The 19,240-nt window shown below is 73.1% G+C and carries 11 protein-coding genes; 5 read left to right on the top strand and 6 right to left on the bottom strand.

Features of this window, described 5'->3' with window-relative positions; genetic code table 11:
* Positions 1-21 precede the first annotated feature (21 nt).
* The 4 genes from BLU82_RS03570 to hrpA all read left to right on the top strand — a co-directional run bounded on the left by BLU82_RS03570 (position 22) and on the right by hrpA (position 8,186).
* Positions 22-447, top strand: coding sequence for a hypothetical protein (locus BLU82_RS03570; RefSeq protein ID WP_092615706.1), 426 nt, complete (start codon positions 22-24; stop codon positions 445-447).
* Positions 448-521: 74 nt separating this feature from the next.
* A complete protein-coding gene (locus BLU82_RS03565) occupies positions 522-1,268 on the top strand; it encodes an HAD family phosphatase (RefSeq protein WP_092615703.1) in 747 nt (248 codons plus the stop codon).
* Positions 1,265-3,646 carry a glycoside hydrolase family 65 protein gene (locus tag BLU82_RS03560; RefSeq protein WP_092615700.1) on the top strand — a complete coding sequence of 794 codons (2,382 nt, stop codon included), beginning with the start codon at positions 1,265-1,267 and terminating at the stop codon, positions 3,644-3,646. The genes BLU82_RS03565 and BLU82_RS03560 overlap by 4 nt, the downstream gene beginning before the upstream one ends.
* Before the next feature lie 610 nt (positions 3,647-4,256).
* On the top strand, positions 4,257-8,186 hold the full coding sequence (gene hrpA, locus BLU82_RS03555; protein WP_092615697.1) for an ATP-dependent RNA helicase HrpA: 3,930 nt from the start codon (positions 4,257-4,259) through the stop codon (positions 8,184-8,186).
* On the opposite strand, the gene BLU82_RS03550 is transcribed toward hrpA, so the two are convergent.
* The 4 genes from BLU82_RS03550 to BLU82_RS34945 form a co-directional block, all read right to left on the bottom strand.
* Entirely contained in the window at positions 8,175-10,631 is a 2,457-nt protein-coding gene (locus BLU82_RS03550; RefSeq protein WP_157740539.1) for a hypothetical protein, read from the bottom strand. The genes hrpA and BLU82_RS03550 overlap by 12 nt on opposite strands.
* 1,065 nt (positions 10,632-11,696) lie before the next feature.
* A complete protein-coding gene (locus BLU82_RS03545) occupies positions 11,697-12,464 on the bottom strand; it encodes an energy-coupling factor ABC transporter ATP-binding protein (RefSeq protein WP_092615690.1) in 768 nt (255 codons plus the stop codon).
* The gene (gene cbiQ, locus BLU82_RS34950; RefSeq protein ID WP_197682724.1) at positions 12,461-13,222 is read right to left on the bottom strand and encodes a cobalt ECF transporter T component CbiQ; all 762 of its coding nucleotides are present in this window, start codon (positions 13,220-13,222) and stop codon (positions 12,461-12,463) included. The genes BLU82_RS03545 and cbiQ overlap by 4 nt, the downstream gene beginning before the upstream one ends.
* Positions 13,219-14,256 carry an energy-coupling factor ABC transporter permease gene (locus BLU82_RS34945; protein ID WP_197682723.1) on the bottom strand — a complete coding sequence of 346 codons (1,038 nt, stop codon included), beginning with the start codon at positions 14,254-14,256 and terminating at the stop codon, positions 13,219-13,221. Before BLU82_RS34945 ends, cbiQ begins: the two co-directional genes overlap by 4 nt.
* Before the next feature lie 323 nt (positions 14,257-14,579).
* On the opposite strand from BLU82_RS34945, the gene metE reads away from it, so the two are divergent.
* Entirely contained in the window at positions 14,580-16,850 is a 2,271-nt protein-coding gene (gene metE, locus BLU82_RS03535; RefSeq protein WP_092615687.1) for a 5-methyltetrahydropteroyltriglutamate--homocysteine S-methyltransferase, read from the top strand.
* 75 nt (positions 16,851-16,925) lie between these two features.
* On the opposite strand, the gene BLU82_RS03530 is transcribed toward metE, so the two are convergent.
* Complete coding sequence (locus tag BLU82_RS03530) at positions 16,926-17,762, bottom strand: NAD(P)-binding domain-containing protein (protein WP_092615684.1); 837 nt, start codon at positions 17,760-17,762, stop codon at positions 16,926-16,928.
* A 32-nt stretch (positions 17,763-17,794) separates the two neighbouring features.
* Complete coding sequence (locus tag BLU82_RS03525; RefSeq protein WP_092615681.1) at positions 17,795-18,796, bottom strand: LacI family DNA-binding transcriptional regulator; 1,002 nt, start codon at positions 18,794-18,796, stop codon at positions 17,795-17,797.
* Positions 18,797-19,240 lie beyond the last annotated feature (444 nt).

The raw sequence follows: 19,240 nt of genomic DNA, 5'->3' as shown, positions 1-19,240 counted from the left end.
CGGCCGCACTACAGTCGAAATGTGACGATCGCCGTTCTGCTCATCATCGCCGTGGTCGTGGTGCTCGTGCTGGCTGCGACGGTCGTCTACGCGCGCCAGCCGGCGTCGGGTACCGGACGCATCGCCCGCTACCGGCGCCGCGCCCGCTCGGCGCCACGGTTCCGTCTCGAACGACTCAGCCAGCACCGCTACGTCCTGCGCAACGACGGCGGCTCGCCCGCCTACGACGTCCGTCTCGACACCGCCGACCTCACCGTCACGGAGGGCGAGACCCACCTGCGTGAGTTCGGCCCGCGACACGCCGAGCACTACCTGCTGATCCAGCCGATGCACGGACGGGTCGCGGACATCGTGGTCCGCTGGCACATCCGTCCGGGCGACGACGACGTGCAGGTCACGCCGCTGCCGCTGGACATCGAGGCGGCCTCCGAAGGGCAGGACGCCTGACCATCCAACCGCCGCGGCACGCGGGTTCGCAGAGCCGCCGCCCGCCGCCCCGGATGATGACTTAAGGTCGTCCAATGCTTGGCCTGCCGGACCACATCAAGGCGTGTCTTTTCGACCTTGACGGAGTCCTCACACCCACCGCGGAAGTGCACAAAGCCGCCTGGAAGGCGACGTTCGACGCGTTTCTCCGCGACCGCGCGCAAGGCGCGGACGACCCCTTCGTTCCCTTCGACATCGAGGGCGACTACAACGTCTACGTCGACGGCAAACAGCGCGCCGACGGCGTGCGCTCGTTCCTCGCCTCGCGCGGCATCACGCTGCCCGAGGGCACGCCCGACGACCCCGGCACCGCCGACACCGTGAACGGCGTCGGCAACCGCAAGAACGTCGTCCTGCTGGAGCGGCTGCGCGAGGTCGGCGTGCGCCCGTACCCGGGCTCGGTCAGCTATCTGCACGCCGCCGTCGAGGCGGGCCTGCGCCGCGCCGTCGTGTCGGCCAGCGCGAACTGCCGCGAGGTGGTCGCGGCCGCCGGCATCGCCGACCTCCTCGAGGTCCGCGTCGACGGCCTGACGGCGCGCGCGGAGGGCCTGCGCGGCAAGCCGGAACCCGACTCCTTCCTCGCCGCGGCCGAGCGGCTGGGCGTCGCACCCGGCGAGGCCGCCGTGTTCGAGGACGCGCTCGCCGGGGTCCAGGCGGGCCGCGCGGGCGACTTCGGCTTCGTCGTCGGCGTCGACCGCGTGGGTCAGGCCGACGCGCTGCGCGAGCACGGCGCCGACGTCGTCGTCACCGATCTCGCCGAGCTCCTGGAGGCGGGCCGATGATCCGCGAGAGCGCCTACCCCTGCGAGCCGTGGCGCATCCGCGAGGCCACCCTGGACCTCGACCTGCTGGCGCAGTCCGAGTCGGTGCTCGCGCTGTCCAACGGCCACATCGGCCTGCGCGCCAACCTCGACGAGGGCGAGCCGCACGGGCTGCCCGGCAGCTACCTCAACTCGTTCTACGAGCTGCGCCCGCTCCCCTACGCCGAGGCCGGCTACGGCTACCCCGAGCAGGGCCAGACGGTCGTCAACGTCACCAACGGCAAGCTGATCCGGCTGCTCGTCGACGACGAGCCGTTCGACGTCCGCTACGGCGACCTGCAGGCGCACGAGCGGGTGCTCGACATGCGCGCCGGGACGCTCGACCGCACCGTCGAGTGGGTGTCGCCGGCCGGCCAGGCGGTGCGCGTCCGCTCGACCCGGCTGGTGTCGTTCATCCAGCGCGCCGTCGCCGCCATCTGCTACGAGGTCGAGCCGGTCGAGAACGAGGCCCGCGTCGTCATCCAGTCCGGGCTGGTCGCCAACGAGGAACTGCCGGTCACCAAGAAGGACCCGCGCGTCGCGGCCCTGCTGGAGGAGCCGCTGGAGTCCGAGGAGCACATCGCCAACGGCGCCGGCGGCCTGCTGATCCACCGGACGAAGGCCAGCGGCCTGCGCATGGCGGCCGCCATGACGCACGTCGTCGAGGGCCCCGACCGCACCGTCGTCAGCACCGAGGCGTTCCCCGACTGGGCCCGCACCACCATCGCGTGCGTGCTCAAGCCGGGCGAGAAGCTGCGCGTCGTCAAGCTGCTCGCGTACGGCTTCTCCAGCCGCCGGTCGCTGCCGGCGCTGCGCGACCAGGTCGGCGCGGCGCTGGCGTCGGCGCGGCTGACCGGCTGGGAGGGGCTCTGCCAGGGGCAGCGCGAGTACCTCGACGCGTTCTGGGACGCCGCCGACGTCCGCGTCGACGGCGATCCCGAGGTGCAGCAGGCGGTCCGGTTCGGGCTGTTCCACGTCCTGCAGGCCGGTGCGCGCAACGAGATGCGGCCGATCCCGGCGAAGGGCCTGACCGGTCCCGGCTACGACGGCCACGTCTTCTGGGACACCGAGATGTTCGTGCTCCCGGTGCTCATCTACACCCAGCCCGACGCGGCCGCGCAGGTGCTGCGCTGGCGGCACGCGACGCTCGACCTCGCCCGCGAGCGGGCCCACACCCTGGGCCTGAAGGGCGCGGCGTTCCCGTGGCGGACCATCCGCGGCCACGAGACGTCAGGCTACTGGCCGGCCGGGACCGCCGGCTTCCACATCGGCGCCGGCATCGCCGACGCGACGATGCGCTACATCCAGGCCACCGGCGACGAGGTGTTCGAGCGCGAGGTCGGCGTCGAGCTGCTGGTCGAGACCGCGCGGCTGTGGCGCTCGCTCGGCCACCACGACCGTCACGGCGCCTTCCACATCGACGGTGTCACCGGGCCGGACGAGTACTCGGCGGTGTCGAACGACAACGTCTACACGAACCTCATGGCGCAACGGAACCTCGTCGGCGCCGCCGACGCCGTGCTCCGTCACCCCGACGTCGCCGCCGCCCTGGAGGTCGACGACGAGGAGACCGCGTCCTGGCGCGACGCCGCCGGCGCCATGACCGTCCCGTACGACGCCGAACTGGGCGTGCACCAGCAGTCCGAGGGGTTCACGAGGTTCCAGGAGTGGGACTTCGAGGGCACCGAGCCCGACGACTACCCGCTGCTGCTGACGCACCCCTACTTCGACCTCTACCGGCGTCAGGTCATCAAGCAGGCCGACCTCGTGCTGGCCATGCACTGGCGCGGCGACGCGTTCACGCCGGCCGAGAAGGTGCGCAACTTCAGCTACTACGAGGCCCGCACCGTCCGCGACTCCTCGCTGTCGTCGTGCACCCAGGCCGTCATGGCGGCCGAGACCGGGCACCTGGAGCTGGCGCACGACTACCTCGGCGAGGCCGCGCTGACCGACCTGCACGACAGCCACTCCAACACCAGCGACGGCGTCCACCTGGCGTCGCTCGCCGGGGCGTGGCTCGGTCTCGTCGCCGGCTACGGCGGCATGCGCGACCACGACGGCGTGCTCTCGTTCGCCCCGCGGCTGCCGAGCCGCATCGGCCGGCTGGACTTCTCGCTGCTGTGGCGGGGGCTGCGGCTGCGGGTCAGCGTCCGGCCCGACGAGGTCACGTACTACCTGCGCGAAGGCGACCACGAGGACGGCTCGCAGCTGGAGCTGCTGCACCACGGTGAGCCGGTCACGGTCCGCATCAGCGCGCCGGTCACGGTGAAGATCCCGGCGGCTCCGGCACGCGAGCCGGAGCCGCATCAGCCGGCCGGACGCGCTCCGGTCCGGCGCGGGATGCACAGCACAGCAGGCTGACGTCACGGGGTGCGGGGCTGCCTCCCCGCACCCCGCCGCGCCGGAGCTGGCCGCCCGCGCATCGGGGTTGGCTGGCCGCCGCGTCGGGGCTGGCCGATCGCGCGACGGGGTAGGCATGACCCGCCCCTCTAGGGAGGGTGCCCACCCTACGGGCGGGCACCGACAACGTCGCCGCGCGCGGAGTTCGGGGTACCGCCCGCGCGCCGGGGTTGGCCGACCGCGCGCCGGGGTTGGCCGACCGCGCGACGAGGTAGGCCGCCCGCGCGCCGGAGCGGGCCGACCGCGCGCCGGGGTTGGCCGCCCGCGCGACGAGGTAGGTATGACCCGCCCCTCTAGGGAGGGTGCCCACCCTACGGGCGGGCACCGACTACGTCGCCGCGCGCGGAGTTCGGGGATACCGCCCGTAGGCCCGGGCACGCCCCGCGCGGGCCCCGGGGGGCCCCGACACCGCGCCGCCGGGGACGCCGACACCGCCCGGGGGTTCGCCGACACCACCCCCGGGGTGAGCGCGGGCGTCCGAGCGACAAACGAGTGAGGCAGGGGGCCGGCACCCCGGACCCGCGGATATCCAGATGATCCGGCGTCCCCCGCGCCGTAGGCTTGACGACGTATGCCCACCTCTCCCGCCACAGAAACCCTGGCCGACCTGCGCGCCCGGCTCCCCGAGCTGATGCTGCGCGACGAGCGGCGGCTGGCGCGCAGGCTCGACGGCGTGCGCAAGGTCCGCGACGGGGAGGCGCGAACGGCCGCGCTGGCCGACATCGCGCACGAGGTCGACGCGGCGGAGCGGCGGGTCGAGCGGCGCAGGGCGACCGTCCCCGCCGTTCGGTATCCGCAGGAGCTGCCGGTCAGCCAGCGGCGCGATGAGATCGCCGCCGCCATCCGCGACCACCAGGTCGTCATCGTCGCCGGTGAGACGGGGTCCGGGAAGACGACGCAGCTGCCGAAGATCTGCCTCGAGCTGGGACGGGGCATCCGCGGCGCCATCGGGCACACCCAGCCGCGCCGGCTGGCCGCGCGCACCGTCGCCGAGCGGGTCGCCGAGGAACTGCACACCGAGCTGGGCCGCGCGGTCGGCTACCAGGTCCGGTTCACGGCGAAGGCCGGCGACGACACGCTGGTCAAGCTGATGACCGACGGCATCCTGCTGGCCGAGATCGGGCAGGACCGCCTGCTGCGCCGCTACGACACGCTGATCATCGACGAGGCGCACGAGCGCAGCCTGAACATCGACTTCATCCTGGGCTACCTCAAGCAGCTGCTGCCGAAGCGGCCCGACCTCAAAGTCGTCATCACGTCGGCGACGATCGACCCGGAGCGGTTCGCGCAGCACTTCGACGACGCCCCGATCATCGAGGTGTCCGGCCGGACGTACCCGGTCGAGGTCCGCTACCGTCCCCTCGAACCGGAGACCGACGAGGGCGGCGGCGAGCCGCGCGACCAGATCCAGGCCATCGTCGACGCGTGTGACGAGCTGGCGCTGGAGGCGCCGGGCGACGTCCTGGTGTTCCTGTCCGGCGAGCGGGAGATCCGCGACACCGCCGACGCGCTGCGCAAGCGGTACGCCGCCGCGCCGCAGGGGACGCTCGAGGTGCTCCCGCTCTACGCCCGGCTGTCGGCGGCCGAGCAGCACCGCGTGTTCCAGCCGCACACCGGACGGCGCATCGTGCTGGCCACGAACGTCGCCGAGACGTCGCTGACGGTGCCCGGCATCCGCTACGTCGTCGACCCCGGCACGGCGCGCATCTCCCGCTACAGCAACCGGACGAAGGTGCAGCGGCTGCCGATCGAGCCGGTGTCGCAGGCGTCGGCGCGGCAGCGGGCCGGTCGGTGCGGCCGGCTCTCCGACGGCATCTGCGTCCGGCTGTACTCCGAGGACGACTTCGAGGCGCGCCCGGCGTTCACCGAGCCGGAGATCCTGCGCACGAACCTCGCGTCGGTCATCCTGCAGATGACGGCGCTCGGCCTGGGCGACGTCGCGGCGTTCCCGTTCCTCGACCCGCCCGACCGCCGCAGCGTCGCCGACGGCGTCAACCTGCTGGTCGAGCTGGGCGCGCTCGATCCCGCCGCCCGCGACCCGAAGGAACGCCTCACCGCCGTCGGGCGGTCGCTCTCGCAGCTGCCGATCGACCCCCGGCTGGCCCGGATGATCCTGGAGGCCAACCGCAACGGCTGCGTCCGTGAGGTGCTGGTCATCGCGGCCGCGCTGTCCATCCAGGACCCCCGCGAGCGCCCGACCGACCAGCGCGACGTCGCCGACGCGTTCCACGCCCGCTTCGCCGACCCCACGTCGGACTTCCTGGCCTTCCTCAACCTGTGGCGGTACGTGAAGGAGCAGCAGCAGGAGCTCTCGTCCAGCGCGTTCCGGCGCCTCTGCCGCACCGAGCACCTCAACTACCTGCGCGTCCGCGAGTGGCAGGACCTCGAGTCGCAGCTGCGCCAGCTGGTCAAGCCGCTCGGCGTCACGCTCAACACCCCCGACGGCGCGCCGGAGCACATCCACCAGTCGCTGCTGTCGGGGCTGCTCTCGCACATCGGCGTCAAGGACGAGTCGATCAACGAGTACCAGGGCGCGCGCGGCGCGAAGTTCGCCGTCTTCCCCGGGTCGGGGCTGTTCAAGAAGCCGCCGCGCTGGGTGATGTCGGCCGAGCTGGTCGAGACGTCGCGGCTGTGGGCCCGCGTCAACGCCCGCATCGACCCCGCGTGGGCCGAGCCGCTGGCCGAGCACCTGGTGAAGCGGACGTACAGCGAGCCGCACTGGGAGCGCAAGGCCGGCGCCGTCATGGGCTTCGAGAAGGTCATGCTGTACGGCGTCGTCATCGTGCCACGGCGCAAGGTCACGTACGCACGCGTCGATCCCGAGCTCAGCCGCGAGCTGTTCATCCGGCACGCGCTGGTCGAGGGCGACTGGTCGACGCATCACCGGTTCTTCCACGAGAACCGCGAGCTGCTGGAGGACGTCGAGGAGCTCGAGCACCGCGCCCGCCGCCGCGACATCGTCGTCGACGACGAGACGCTGTTCGAGTTCTACGACCAGCGCATCCCCGCTGACGTCGTGTCCGGCCGGCACTTCGACAGCTGGTGGAAGAAGGCCCGGCACGAGCGTCCCGACCTCCTCACGTTCAGCACCGACCTGCTGACCACCGACGCCGCCGGCGCCGTCACCCAGGCCGACTACCCCGACAGCTGGCCCGGCGACGACCTCGGCCTGCGGCTGACGTACCAGTTCGAGCCGGGGTCCAGCGCCGACGGCGTCACGGTGCACGTCCCGATCGAGGTGCTCAACCAGGTCGAGCCGGACGGTTTCGACTGGCAGGTCCCGGGGCTGCGGCCGGAGCTGGTGACGGCGCTGATCAAGGCGCTGCCGAAGCAGTTGCGCCGCTCGTTCGTCCCGGCGCCCGACACCGCCCGCGAGGCGCTCGCCCAGCTGCCGCCGTCGCCGTCCGGGCAGCCGTTCACCGCGGCGCTGGCCCGGGTGCTGCACCGGCTGCGGGCCGTGCCGGTGACGGCCGACGACTTCGACCTCAGCAAGGTGCCCGACCACCTGCGCATGACGTTCCGGGTGCTGGACGACAAGGGCCAGCCGGCCGGCGAGGGCAAGAACCTCGACGCGCTGAAGGTGCGGCTGAAGCAGCAGCTGCGCCAGATCATGGCGGCCGCGGCCAGCAGCATCGAGCGGACGGGGTTGACGGCGTGGCCGGGCGGTGAGCTGCCCCGCACGTTCGAGCAGCGCCGCTCCGGCCATGTCGTCACCGGCTACCCGGCGCTGGTCGACGAGGGCGCGACGGTCGCGCTGAAGGTGCTGCCGACCCCGGCCGACCAGGCCCGCGCGATGCGCACCGGCAACCGGCGGCTGCTGCTGCTCGCGGTCCCGTCGCCGACGTCGTTCGTGCAGCGTCACCTCACCAACCGGTCGAAGCTGGTGCTCAGCCAGAACCCCGACGGCTCCGTCGCCGCCCTGCTCGACGACGTCGCCGCCGCCTCGGTCGACTGGCTGGTCGGCGAGGCCGGCGGCCCGGCGTGGGACGAGGCCGCGTTCGAGGCGTTGCGCTCGCGGGTGCGGCAGGATCTCATCGAGACCGTCTTCGAGATGGTCGCCGACGTCGAGAAGGTGCTCGACGTCGCCCACCGGGTCACGGCGGCGTTGAAGAGCACCACGAGCCTCGCGCTGACGGCGTCGCTGGTCGACGCCCGCGACCACCTCGCCCGCCTGATGCCGCCCGGCTTCGTCACGTCCACCGGGCGCGCGCGGCTGCCCGACCTGCTGCGCTACCTGAAGGCCATCGAGCGCCGGCTGGAGAAGCTGCCGACCAGCCCGCAGCGCGACCACCAGCACATGGAGACCGTCCGCCGGGTCACCGACGAGTACGAGGCCGCGCTCGCCGCCCTCCCGCCCGGCCACGGACCCACCCCCGAGCACGACGCCGTCCGCCGGATGATCGAGGAACTGCGGGTCAGCCTGTTCGCCCAGGAGCTCGGCACCGCCCAGCCGGTGTCGGAGAAGCGCCTGCTCAAGGCCATCGACGCGCTATACGTCTAGCACGATGGTGTCCCGGGCCCGGTAGCTGCGGCCGTTGACGACGACGGTGCGGACGTCCGGCAGCGGCGGGAGGTGCAGGATCGTCCGGCGCGGCGCGTGGTGCCAGTGGCCCGTCACCGCCACGTCGAGCGTCTTCCCATCGTCCTTCAGGCCGAACTCGAGGTCGACCGGGCCGTACTGCGTCGCGACCTGCTCGAACCGGGCCCGGGTGTCGCCCGAGATCCAGGACAGCGGGCACAGCCGGAGCAGGTGCAGCATCTCGTCCTCGATGCTGTCGTCGATGACCGCGTGCAGGATCGTCCAGACCACGATCGGGTAGGAGAACAGGTTCCCGTAGATGGCGTTGCGGTGCTCGCTGGAGATGTAGGTGTCCTGCGACAGACCGCCGGCGATCAGCCCGAACATCCCCTCCAGGTAGCGCCGGCGGTCGCCGAGCTGCCAGGTGTGGAAGAGGTTCCAGCTGTAGCACGGCTCGCTCGACGACTGCTCGTGGTCGAGCACCGCCGGGTACAGGGCGTTGTGGTGCACCGGGTCGAACAGCGCGGTGTTCGGGCCGACCCGGAAGAACTCCACGAACGACGACATCAGCGGGTCCGACGCCGGCATCAGGCCGGCCCACACCGACATCAGCGCACCGGTGTCGAGCATCGTGAAGTCGTCCCAGACGCCCTCGCCGGTGAACTGCGGCCGGAACACCGGCCAGCTGTTGCCGTCGGCGTCGGTCCAGGTCGCCGAGCGGTCACCGAGGTCGCGCATGGCTTGGGCGTACGTCGTCCGGAAGGTGTCCGCGAGGGCGGCGAACTCGGCCGCTCGTGGGTGCCTCTCGCGCTTCAGGAGCCGGACCGCGGAGGCCAGCCCCTTGTACGTGAAGCACTGGCTGATCATGCCCTGCGTCTCGACGCCCTCGTCGGTCGAGTGGCCGGGCGGCATGAGGCCGGGCACCCCGTCGTGGCCGGTGAGCGCGACGGCCTGGGCGATGTACTCGCATGCCTTGACCACCGGCTCCAGCCACCGGTCGACGAACTCCTGGCGGCCGGAGAGCAGGGCGTGCGTCGAGATGATCTCCAGGATCGCGCCGTGGTCGCTCATCCAGTCGATCGCCTGCAGCTCCTGCGGCGTCGACAGGTAGCCGGGGTAGCTCCCGCCGGCGAAGACGGCGCCGGGCGGCGTCCGCGTGCCCTGGTACTCCTTGTAGATCTCGATGTGCTTCTCGACGACGTCGTGCCGGCCCAGCCGGTCCAGGAACATGTGGCTGATCATCGACGTCGGCGTGCTCCACAGCACGTCGTAGGCGTAGGAGCCGGAGAGGAACGAGAACAGGCCGAGGTCCGGGCTCTTCTCGGCGACGATCTCGGCCAGCTGCGGTCCGCGCCGCAGCACCTGGTTCACGTGGTGGTCCGGTGTGGTGATGCGGGCGCCCTGGCCGTCCGGCGCCCAGAAGCCGTCGGACTCCGCCAGCGCGCCCTCCCAGCCGAGCGCGTACTCCCCCTCGACGTCGGCCTTCGCACCGGGGAGCAGCGGCACCAGCAGGTCGATGTGGCTGCCGACCTGCGCCGGCAAGCTGAGGTCCAGGTCGTAGACGCCGGCCGCGTCGTTCGGCGCCAGCGTGATCCGGCCGCCCTCGGCCGTGCGGACCATCAGCCGCACGTTGCCGTCGTCGTCCGTGATCGGCACGTCGACCGGACGGAGGTCGGGGTTCCACACCCGCTGCATCGTCAGGCCGCCGTCCAGCGGGGCGAGCGCCGGCACCGTCCGCAGCGGCACGCCGTTCTCCTGCTCGTACGGGCCCTGCGGGCGCATGTAGGCCTTGCTCAGCCACAACCTGAATGCGAACTCGTCCGGCGGCTCGACCGGGTCGACGTGGGTGACCTCGAAGCGCACCCACGAGTACAGCGGCTCGACGGCGGTCTGCACCTCGCCGGCGCCGGGCAGGTGCGCGAAGACGGACTGCCGGATGACGACGCGCTCCGGGCGCCGGAACTCCGTCCACAGCACGGGCGCGTCGTGGTCCTCGTGCCACCCCTGCTTCCGGTACCCGAGGTCGTCGTCCCAGACCTCGCGCTCGGAGTCGGGGAACGGGCGGAACCCGCCGACCCGCTGCGGCATCACGACGGTGAGCTGGAAGTTCCGGCCCTGGTACGGCATCACGTTCGGCTTGGCCGAGATGACCCAGCTCGGCTCGCAGATCAGCGCGCCGTTGTAGACGGAGGTGAACCGGAACAGGTGGCCCTTCCACCCGATCGGCGTCCACACGTTCCGCTGCGGCGGCCACCACCGCAGCGCCGCCTCCAGATCCGGTTCCGGGCCGTCCGCCGGCAGCGGCCGCCGTTCGAACGTGTCGGCCCGGGCGACCGACGACAGCCCTGGCGCGGTGGCGGCCAGCGCTCCTCCAGCGGCTGTTCCCCCGGCGAGACGCAGCAATCCCCGTCGAGACATGGCAGGCATGAGTGGCTCCGTTCTGGACAAGTAATTTCGATATTTCGAAAACATTTCCAGCTATCCGGATGCGGGGAATCATGCCAGTGATCGTTCGCGGCGGCAAGAGGCGGGACCGCCAACGCAGTCGGCCGGCCCGCCCGGCAGCGCCGGCCAACAGCGAGCCGAGTGACGTCGTCTCTGTGCCCGCGGGGACCGGCTGACGGGCCGAGGCGGGCCCTCGAGCCGGGATCGCCGGCGGATCTGTCGCCGAATACGCCCAGCCGGCCCGCCCCGAGAACGGCGAGCTGAGCCGAACAAACCGCAGCAAGCCGAGCCGATCCGAGCGGCGACGTTGTCAGTGCCCGCCCATAGGGTGGGCACCCTCCCTAGAGGGGCGGGTCATACCTACCTCCACGACGTGGCGCAGTCAAAGGGGAGCTGCGACGGCAGCGGCCAGCGGACCCCGCCGGCACAGCGCAGCCGGTAGCCAGACCCGAAGCGGACCAGACACCGGACAGCCAACCAGAGGCAGCGGCGGCGTCGGTAGCCCCACCCGAAGCGGACCCGGCAGCGGCCAGCGGACCCGCCCAGCACAGCGCAGCCGGTAGCCAGACCCAGGGCGAACCAGACGCCGGCCAGCGAACTGGGACCAGCAGCGCAGCCGGTAGCCCCACCCCAAGCGAACCGGACACCGGCCAGCGCATCGCGACCAACTGCGGAGTCGGTAGCCAGACCCAGGGCGAACAGACACCGGCCAGCCAACCGCGACCAGCAGCGGAGTCGGTAGCCCACCCGAAGCGAACCAGAGGAGGCCAGCGAGCAAGGCGCCGAGCGAGCAGAGAAGCCCGGGCCCATTTCCGGCCGGCCCCCTGACGCTGCTTTCACGGGGGCGCGGGCGGCCGGGTCAAGCGGTCCTCCGTCGCGCGAAGCGCTACACCAAGAGGTCCGCTTGAGGCGGCCACCCGCGCCCCCGACAATCGAGAGCAGCAGGGGGCAGGCCAACGCGACAAACCCAGGCGACGGGCGCCCAACGAACGCGTGCCCAACGAACAGGTGCCCAGCCAACCCGGCACACCCACCGAGCCGCACACCTCACACGGCAGGCGGAGCGACCGAACGCGGATCGAAGCCATACGGCAGCTCCAACCGGTGCGCCGCCAGCAACGCCTCGTCGGCCAGTAGGTCGGCCGTCGGGCCGTCGGCCACCAGCGTCCCGTCCGACAGCACGACCGAGCGCGGGCACAGCTGCAGCGCGAACGGCAGGTCGTGCGTGACCACCAGTTGGGTGACGTCGAGGGCGTCGAGCATGTCGTGCAGCTCGCGCCGGCTGGCGGGGTCGAGGTTGCTGGTCGGCTCGTCCAGCACCAGGATCTCCGGCCGCATCGCCAGCACAGTCGCGACGGCGACCCGGCGGCGCTGCCCGAACGAGAGGTGGTGCGGCGGACGGCCGGCGACGTCGCCCATGCCGACCAGGTCCAGCGCCTCGGACACCCGCGCGTCCAGCTCGGCGCCGCGCAGGCCGAGGTTGGCCGGGCCGAACGCGACGTCGTCGCGGACGGTCGGCATGAACAGCTGGTCGTCGGGGTCCTGGAAGACGATGCCGACCCGGCGACGAACCTCGCGCAGCGTGTCGCGGTCGCCCGGCCGCACCTCCAGCCCGCCGACGCGGACCGTGCCGGCGCCGCCGGACAGGATGCCGTTGAGGTGCAGCACCAGCGTCGTCTTGCCGGCGCCGTTGGGCCCGAGCAGCGCGACCCGCTCGCCCCGTCCGATCGTGAGGTCGACGCCGAACAGCGCCTGGTGGCCGTCGGGGTAGGCGAACGCCAGCCCGGCCACCTCCAGCGACGCGTCGCCCGTCATGAGAGCACCGCCGTCAGCGCGACCACAGCGGCCGCCAGCGGGAGCCCAGCGCCGCGCAGCCAATCGGCGCGGCTCGCGCCCACCGTGGCCGTCAGCGGCATCGAGCCGCCGTAGCCGCGCGACAGCATCGCCAGGTGCACCCGCTCACCCCGCTCGTAGGACCGGACGAACAGCGCACCGGCGCCCTGCGCGACCACCCGGACGTGCCCGAGGTGGCGGGCCTCGAAACCGCGCGACTCGCGGGCGATGCGCATGCGCCGCAGATCTCCGGAGACGACGTCGGCGTACCGGATCATGAACGATGCGATCTCTACCAGCCGGTCTGGTACGCGCAGCCGCTGCAGCCCGGCCAGCAGCGACCGCACCTCCGTCGTCGCCGCCAGCAGGATCGACGCGACGACGCCCAGGGTGCCCTTGGCGAGGATGTTCCAGCCGGTCAGCAGACCGTGCTCGCTCAGCGACAGCCCGAGCACGTCGACCCGCGGACCCTGCGACACGAACGGCATGAGCAGCGCGAACACGACGAACGGGATCTCTACCACCATGCGTGCGACGACCACGCGGGCCGGGACCCGGGCGAGCGCCGCGACGCCGGCCAGCAGCACCGCGTAGGCGCCGAACGCACCGAACTCGTCCCGCGGCGTCGCGACCACCACCAGCACGAACGCCAGCAGCGCCACCACCTTCACGTGCGCCGGCAGGCGGTGGACGAGCGAGTCGCCCGGCCGGTACAGCCCGGGCCCATGACCGCCGCTCACCGGACGGCGTCCTCCCGCTCCGCCCCGGCCGGCGACCGGCGGCCGACCAGCCGGAACAGCACCACACCGATGACCACGACCACCGCGACGCCGAGGACGCCCGCCACGCCGACCGGGATGCCGCCGACCGCGCCGTAGTCGGCCAGCGCGGAGCCGCCGAACGCGTGGTCGCGGGCGGTCGCGAGGAAGCCCTCGTCCTCGGCGACGTACTCCAGGCCGTCCGGGTGGGCGCTGGCGAAGAAGCTGACGACGCCGGCCAGCGCCAGCGCGACCAGCCCGCCGCCGATGAGCAGCGGCCTGACGCTGCCCCGCGCCGCCGCTACGGGCGCCGCCGCCTCGGGCGCCGGCACCAGGCTGCCGTCCGGCCGCCGCAGCCGCAGCGGCGCCCGCAGCCCGCGGGCCGCGTACACGAGGTCCGGCCGGACGGCGACGACGGCGCTCACCGTCAGGCCGGTGATGACCGCCTCGCCGATGCCGATCAGCGTGTGCCAGCCGAGCATGCTCACCGTCAGCGCGCCCAGTGACAGCGACGCCTCTCCACCGACGGCGAACAACAGCACGAAGACCAGCGCCGCCACCGGCACCGACAGCAGCGCACCGACGGCCGACGCCGGCACCACCGACGCCGGCCGCTTGGGCAGTACCGCCAGCACCGCGCGCGTCACCACCCAGCCGACGACCACCGTCGTGATGCCGATGAGCGAGATGTTCGTGCCGAGCGCCGTCAGCCCGCCGTCGGCGAACAGCAGGGCCTGCACGAGCAGCACCACCGACAGGCACAGCACCGCCGTCCACGGCCCGACCAGCACGGCCGCGAGTGCCCCGCCCATGAGGTGGCCGCTGGTGCCGACGCCGACCGGGAAGTTCAGCATCTGCACGGCGAACACGAACGCCGCGGTGAGCCCGGCCAGCGGCGCCGCCCGCTCGTCCAGCTCGCCCTGCGCCTTCCGCAACGCCACCGCGACCCCCGCCGCCGCGACGGCGCCCGTCGCGACCGAGGTGGGAGCGTTCAGGAACCCGTCGGGGACGTGCATGAGTGTCCTCCTCGCGACCAGGACGGCGCGTGACCTGCTGTGACAGGCGCGCACACTGCATGATGCGACAGTGTCGCACCTGACGCAAGAGTGCGGGACGACTGTTAACGTCCTGAATTCTGAGACGTCGTGGTCCGTATGACGGGATGTCACCTTGCGATCGCCGGGCGCGCTCCTAAGATCGACGGCACTGGTGGTTCGGCCGGCGGGCACCTGATGGGTGCGATCCGGCCGACGCAAGAGGCGCCCGGCGCGGTTGACGTCGACCAGGTGGCCGGCCCCCGGCGAACGCCTGTCCGCGCTCCCGAGGAGACACCGCTCTCATGACCCGTCCCACCCCTGCCCTGACGGCGACCGTGCCCGGCTACCCGCGCATCGGCCCGGACCGCGAGCTCAAGCGCGCCCTCGAGGCGTACTGGTCCGGCGATTCCGACCGCGACGACCTCGAGGCGACGGCGCGCGCCGAGCGTGAGCGGACCTGGCTCCGGCTCGCCGCGCTGGGCCTGGACGCCGTCCCGTCGAACACGTTCTCGCTGTACGACCAGGTCCTCGACGCGGTCGCGCTGACCGGCGCGGTGCCGCCGCGGTTCACGTCGCTCGGGCTGGACGGCCTGGGCACGTACTTCGCGATGGCCCGCGGCGCCGACGGCGTCGCGCCGCTGGAGCTCACGAAGTGGTTCGACACCAACTACCACTACCTCGTGCCGGAGATCGGCCCGGCGACGCGCCTGCACCTCGACCCGGCCAAGCCGGTGCGCGAGTACCGGGAGGCGCTGGCGCTGGGCCTCGAGACCCGGCCGGTGCTGCTCGGACCGGCCAGCTTCCTGCTGCTGTCCAAGCCGGCCGACGGCGCGCCCGGCGGGTTCGCGCCGCTCGACCGGCTCGACGACCTCGTGGCCGTCTACGCGCTGCTGCTGGCGACGCTGGCCGACGAGGGGGTCGCGTGGGTGCAGCTGGACGAGCCGGCCTACGTCGCGGACCGGACCGACGCCGAGCTGGACGCGCTGCGACGGGTGTACGCGCGGCTGGGCGAGCTGCCGGACCGGCCGGCGATCCTGGTGTCGTCGTACTTCGGCGACCTCGGCGACGCGCTGCCGGTGCTGGCGTCGTCGCCGGTGGAGGCGATCGGGCTGGACCTCGTCGCCGGCGAGCTACCGGCCGGGGACGTCGACGGGCTGGACGGCAAGATCGTCGTCGCCGGGGTGGTCGACGGCCGGAACGTGTGGCGCACCGACCTCGACGCGGCGCTGGCCACGCTGCGTGCCGTCGAGGCCCGGGCCGGCGCCGTCGCCGTCGGGACGTCCTGCTCGCTGCTGCACGTCCCGTACGACCTCGACGCCGAGACGGCGCTGGACTCGCAGCTGCGGTCGTGGCTGGCCTTCGCCGACCAGAAGGTCGCCGAGGTCGTGACGCTCGCGACCGCGCTGCGCGACGGCACCCGGCCGCCGGCGTTCGACGAGGCCGCGGCCGCACTGGCCGACCGCGCCGCCGCCCCGCGCGTCGTCGACGACGGCGTGCGGACGCGGCTGGCCGGGCTCACCGCGGACGACGCCCGGCGCGGGCCGTACGAACGGCGGGCCGACGCGCAGCGCGACCGGCTCGGCCTGCCGCCGCTGCCGACCACGACGATCGGCTCGTTCCCGCAGACCGGCGACATCCGGCGGGCACGTGCCGACCACCGGGCCGGGCGGCTGGACCGCGACGAGTACGCCGCCCGGATGCGCGCCGAGATCGAGCGGGTCGTCCGGCTGCAGGAGCGGCTCGGCCTCGACGTCCTCGTGCACGGCGAGCCCGAGCGCAACGACATGGTGCAGTACTTCGCCGAGAACCTCGCCGGGTTCGTCACGACCGAGCACGGCTGGGTGCAGTCGTACGGCTCGCGCTGCGTCCGCCCGCCGATCCTCTACGGCGACGTGTCGCGGCCGGCGCCGATCACCGTCGAGTGGGCCACGTACGCGCAGTCGCTCACCGAGCGGCCGGTGAAGGGCATGCTGACCGGGCCGGTCACGATCCTCGCGTGGTCGTTCGTCCGCGACGACCAGCCGCTCGGCGACACCGCCCGGCAGGTCGCGCTGGCGCTGCGCGACGAGGTCGGCGACCTGGAGGCGGCCGGCGTCGGCATCGTGCAGGTCGACGAGCCGGCGCTGCGCGAGCTGCTGCCACTCCGCGCCGCCGCGCGGCCGGACTACCTCGACTGGTCGGTGACGGCATTCCGCCTGGCGACGTCCGGCGTGGCCGACGCGACGCAGGTGCACACGCACCTGTGCTACTCCGAGTTCGGCGACGTCGTGGCCGCGATCGACGGGCTGGACGCGGACGTCACCAGCATCGAGGCGGCGCGGTCGCGGATGGAGATCGTGCCGGACGTCGCGGCCTCCGGGTTCGGGCGCGGCATCGGCCCCGGCGTGTACGACATCCACTCGCCACGGGTGCCCGGCGCCGACGAGGTCGAGGCACTGCTGCGGCGGGCGCTGGCCGACATCCCCGGCGAACGGCTCTGGGTGAACCCGGACTGCGGCCTGAAGACGCGCACCTACGAGCAGGTCGAGCCGGCGTTGACGGCGCTGGTCGAGGCGGCCTGGCGGGTGCGCTGAGCTCCCCGCCCCGGCCGCGCCCGTCCTGGGCGGCGACGCCTCAGGTGGCGGTGGCGCGGAGCGACGTGCGACGCGTCACGAAGCGGCGAGGCGGGTGAAGCCGTCCTCGCCGTGGCCGGCCTCGATGAGCCGTCGCGCGGCGGCATCGGCACGCTCGAGCGCCGACGTGTCGAGGCCGTGGGCCGCGCGCAGCTCCACCAGCTGCGCCAGCACCCGGGCGTGCTCGACCAGCGTGGCCGGCCCGCGCGGGTAGGCGCCGACGCGCAGCTCGCGGGCCACGCCCGGCAGGCCGTCGACGACGAAACCGAGCTGGCGGCGGGCGAACGGGACGAAGGTCTCCGGATCGCCGCCGGCCAGCTCGAACGCGGCGAACACCGCCAGCTGGACGTCGTACCAGAGGCCCATGAGGGTGAGGTCGTAGCGCCCCGCCCGTTCGGGATCGTCGCCGACGCGGACGACGGCGCCGAGCAGGTCCAGCGTCGGCCGGTGCCGCTCGAGCGCCTCGGCGTCGCCGGCCACCAGGAGCATCGCGGCGGCGGTCCCGAGCTGCTCCGGCTGCGCCTGCACGACGCCGCCGACGTAGGTGGCGCCACGCCCGGCGAGGTCGGCGGCCAGCGCGGCGGTCTCGGCGGGCGTCCCGGTGGTGAGGTTGACGACGACGCGGCCGCGGACGGCGTTGCCGGCGGCGGCCAGCACCTCGGTGGCGGCCGCCTGGTCGGTGACGCTGACCAGCACCAACGGCGCGTCGGCCACCGCCTCGACCACGGACGGCGCGACCCGCACGCCGTCGGGCACACCCGGCCGGACCGTGCGGTTCCACGCCGTCACGGGCACGCCGCCACCGGCCAGCACAGCCGCGGCGGCCCGGCCCATCGCGCCGAGCCCGAGCACCGTCACGTTCGTCGCAGACATCTGAGCTCCTTACGTTTCGATCCGAAACGTAATTATACCGAGCCGGCTGTGCTCTCCCGGACCTCGAGGGTGAACGGGACGTCGATGCGCTCGGCCTTGGCCTCGGGGTCCGCCAGCCGCCGGACGATCAGGCGGATGGCCTCGGCAGCGAGGAACGGCACGTCCGGCGAGACCGTCGTCAGCGACGGCGTCGAGTAGCGGCCGTCCTCGACGTCGTCGAAGCCCGCCACCGCGACGTCGCCGGGCACACGCAGTCCGCGCTCGTGCAGCACCCGCAGCGCGCCGAGCGCCATGAGGTCGTTGAAGCAGAACACGGCGTCGACGGGGCGGCCGCTGTCGAGCAGGGCGGCCATCGCCCGGGCGCCGCTGGCGCGGCTGAAGTCGAGGTCGGAGACGACCAGCCGGGGGTCGACCGGCAGGCCGGCGTCGCGCAGGGCGGCGCGGTAGCCGCGGGCGCGCAGTCCGCCGGTGCCGCCCCGCTGCGCGCCGACGGCCGCGATGTGCCGCCGCCCCAGCCCGACGAGGTGCGTGGTGACCTCGTGCGCCGCCCGGACGTTGTCGATGGCGATGTGGTCGAAGCCGGCCGGATGCCCGCGCTCGCCGAGCAGCACCATCGGCGTCGACCCCGGATGCGCCGCGACGTCGGCCGACGTCATCGCCATGGGGCTGAACACGACGCCGTCGATCAGCTGGGTGTCGAGGGAGTCCAGCGCGATGCGCTCGCGCTCGGCCTCGCCGAACGTCTCCTCGATCAGCACCGTCAGGCTCTGCCGCTTCGCGACCGCGCCCATTTCGGACGCCAGCGCCGCGAAGTACGGCGACGTCAACTCCGGCAGCGCGATGGCGAGGAATCCGGACCGCCCGTGCCGCAGGCTGCGCGCCGACACGTTCGGCCGGTACCGCAGCTCGGCGATGGCGTCGAGCACCTTCTGCCTGGTCTTCTCGGTGACGTTCGGGTGGTTGTTGATGACGTTGGAGACGGTCTTGAACGAGACTCCGGCGAGGTCCGCCACGTCCTTCAGCCGCGCACCCACCTGCCTGCCCCTCTCACCAGCCCAGGACGACCTGACCGAGTCTAGGCATCGCCCGGTCTCCCGGCCGACTGCTTTTCCGGCGCCGGTGCCCCGGACCGGACCAACTCGCCACGAACTCTTCACATTCCAGGTTATCCGTTGTAAAACTGTCCGCAAGGTTATCCGTTGTAAACGCAGCGGGACCCGCGTGCTGTGCGGAACCGGTCATCGTGGGCGGGCCGTACAGCGGGCGGGCCGACCGGCCGCGCAGCGGGCTGCAGGCCGGTCACCGAGGGCAGGCCGTACAGCAAGCTCGCAGGCCGGTCACCCGAAGCGGACCGCACAGCGGCCGGCAGGCCGGCCGCGCAGCGGGCTGCAGGCCGGTACCAAGGGCAGGCCGTACAGCAAGCCGGCAGGCCGGTCACCGACGGCAGGCCGTGCAAACTGGCAGGCCGGTCGTGAAGG

The sequence above is a fragment of the Jiangella sp. DSM 45060 genome, assembly GCF_900105175.1.
Taxonomy (GTDB): Bacteria; Actinomycetota; Actinomycetes; order Jiangellales; family Jiangellaceae; genus Jiangella.
The sequence above is the reverse complement of the archived record's forward strand: the minus strand, read 5'-3'. Positions and strand labels throughout refer to the sequence as shown.

Excerpts from the sequence above, each read along its gene's own strand:
- BLU82_RS03565 (WP_092615703.1), top strand. The coding sequence starts at position 522 with ATGCTTGGCCTGCCGGACCACATCAAGGCGTGTCTTTTCGACCTTGAC.
- BLU82_RS03560 (WP_092615700.1), top strand. The coding sequence starts at position 1,265 with ATGATCCGCGAGAGCGCCTACCCCTGCGAGCCGTGGCGCATCCGCGAG.
- hrpA (WP_092615697.1), top strand. The coding sequence starts at position 4,257 with ATGCCCACCTCTCCCGCCACAGAAACCCTGGCCGACCTGCGCGCCCGG.
- BLU82_RS03550 (WP_157740539.1), bottom strand. The coding sequence starts at position 10,631 with ATGCCTGCCATGTCTCGACGGGGATTGCTGCGTCTCGCCGGGGGAACA.
- BLU82_RS03545 (WP_092615690.1), bottom strand. The coding sequence starts at position 12,464 with ATGACGGGCGACGCGTCGCTGGAGGTGGCCGGGCTGGCGTTCGCCTAC.
- BLU82_RS34945 (WP_197682723.1), bottom strand. The coding sequence starts at position 14,256 with ATGCACGTCCCCGACGGGTTCCTGAACGCTCCCACCTCGGTCGCGACG.
- metE (WP_092615687.1), top strand. The coding sequence starts at position 14,580 with ATGACCCGTCCCACCCCTGCCCTGACGGCGACCGTGCCCGGCTACCCG.
- BLU82_RS03530 (WP_092615684.1), bottom strand. The coding sequence starts at position 17,762 with ATGTCTGCGACGAACGTGACGGTGCTCGGGCTCGGCGCGATGGGCCGG.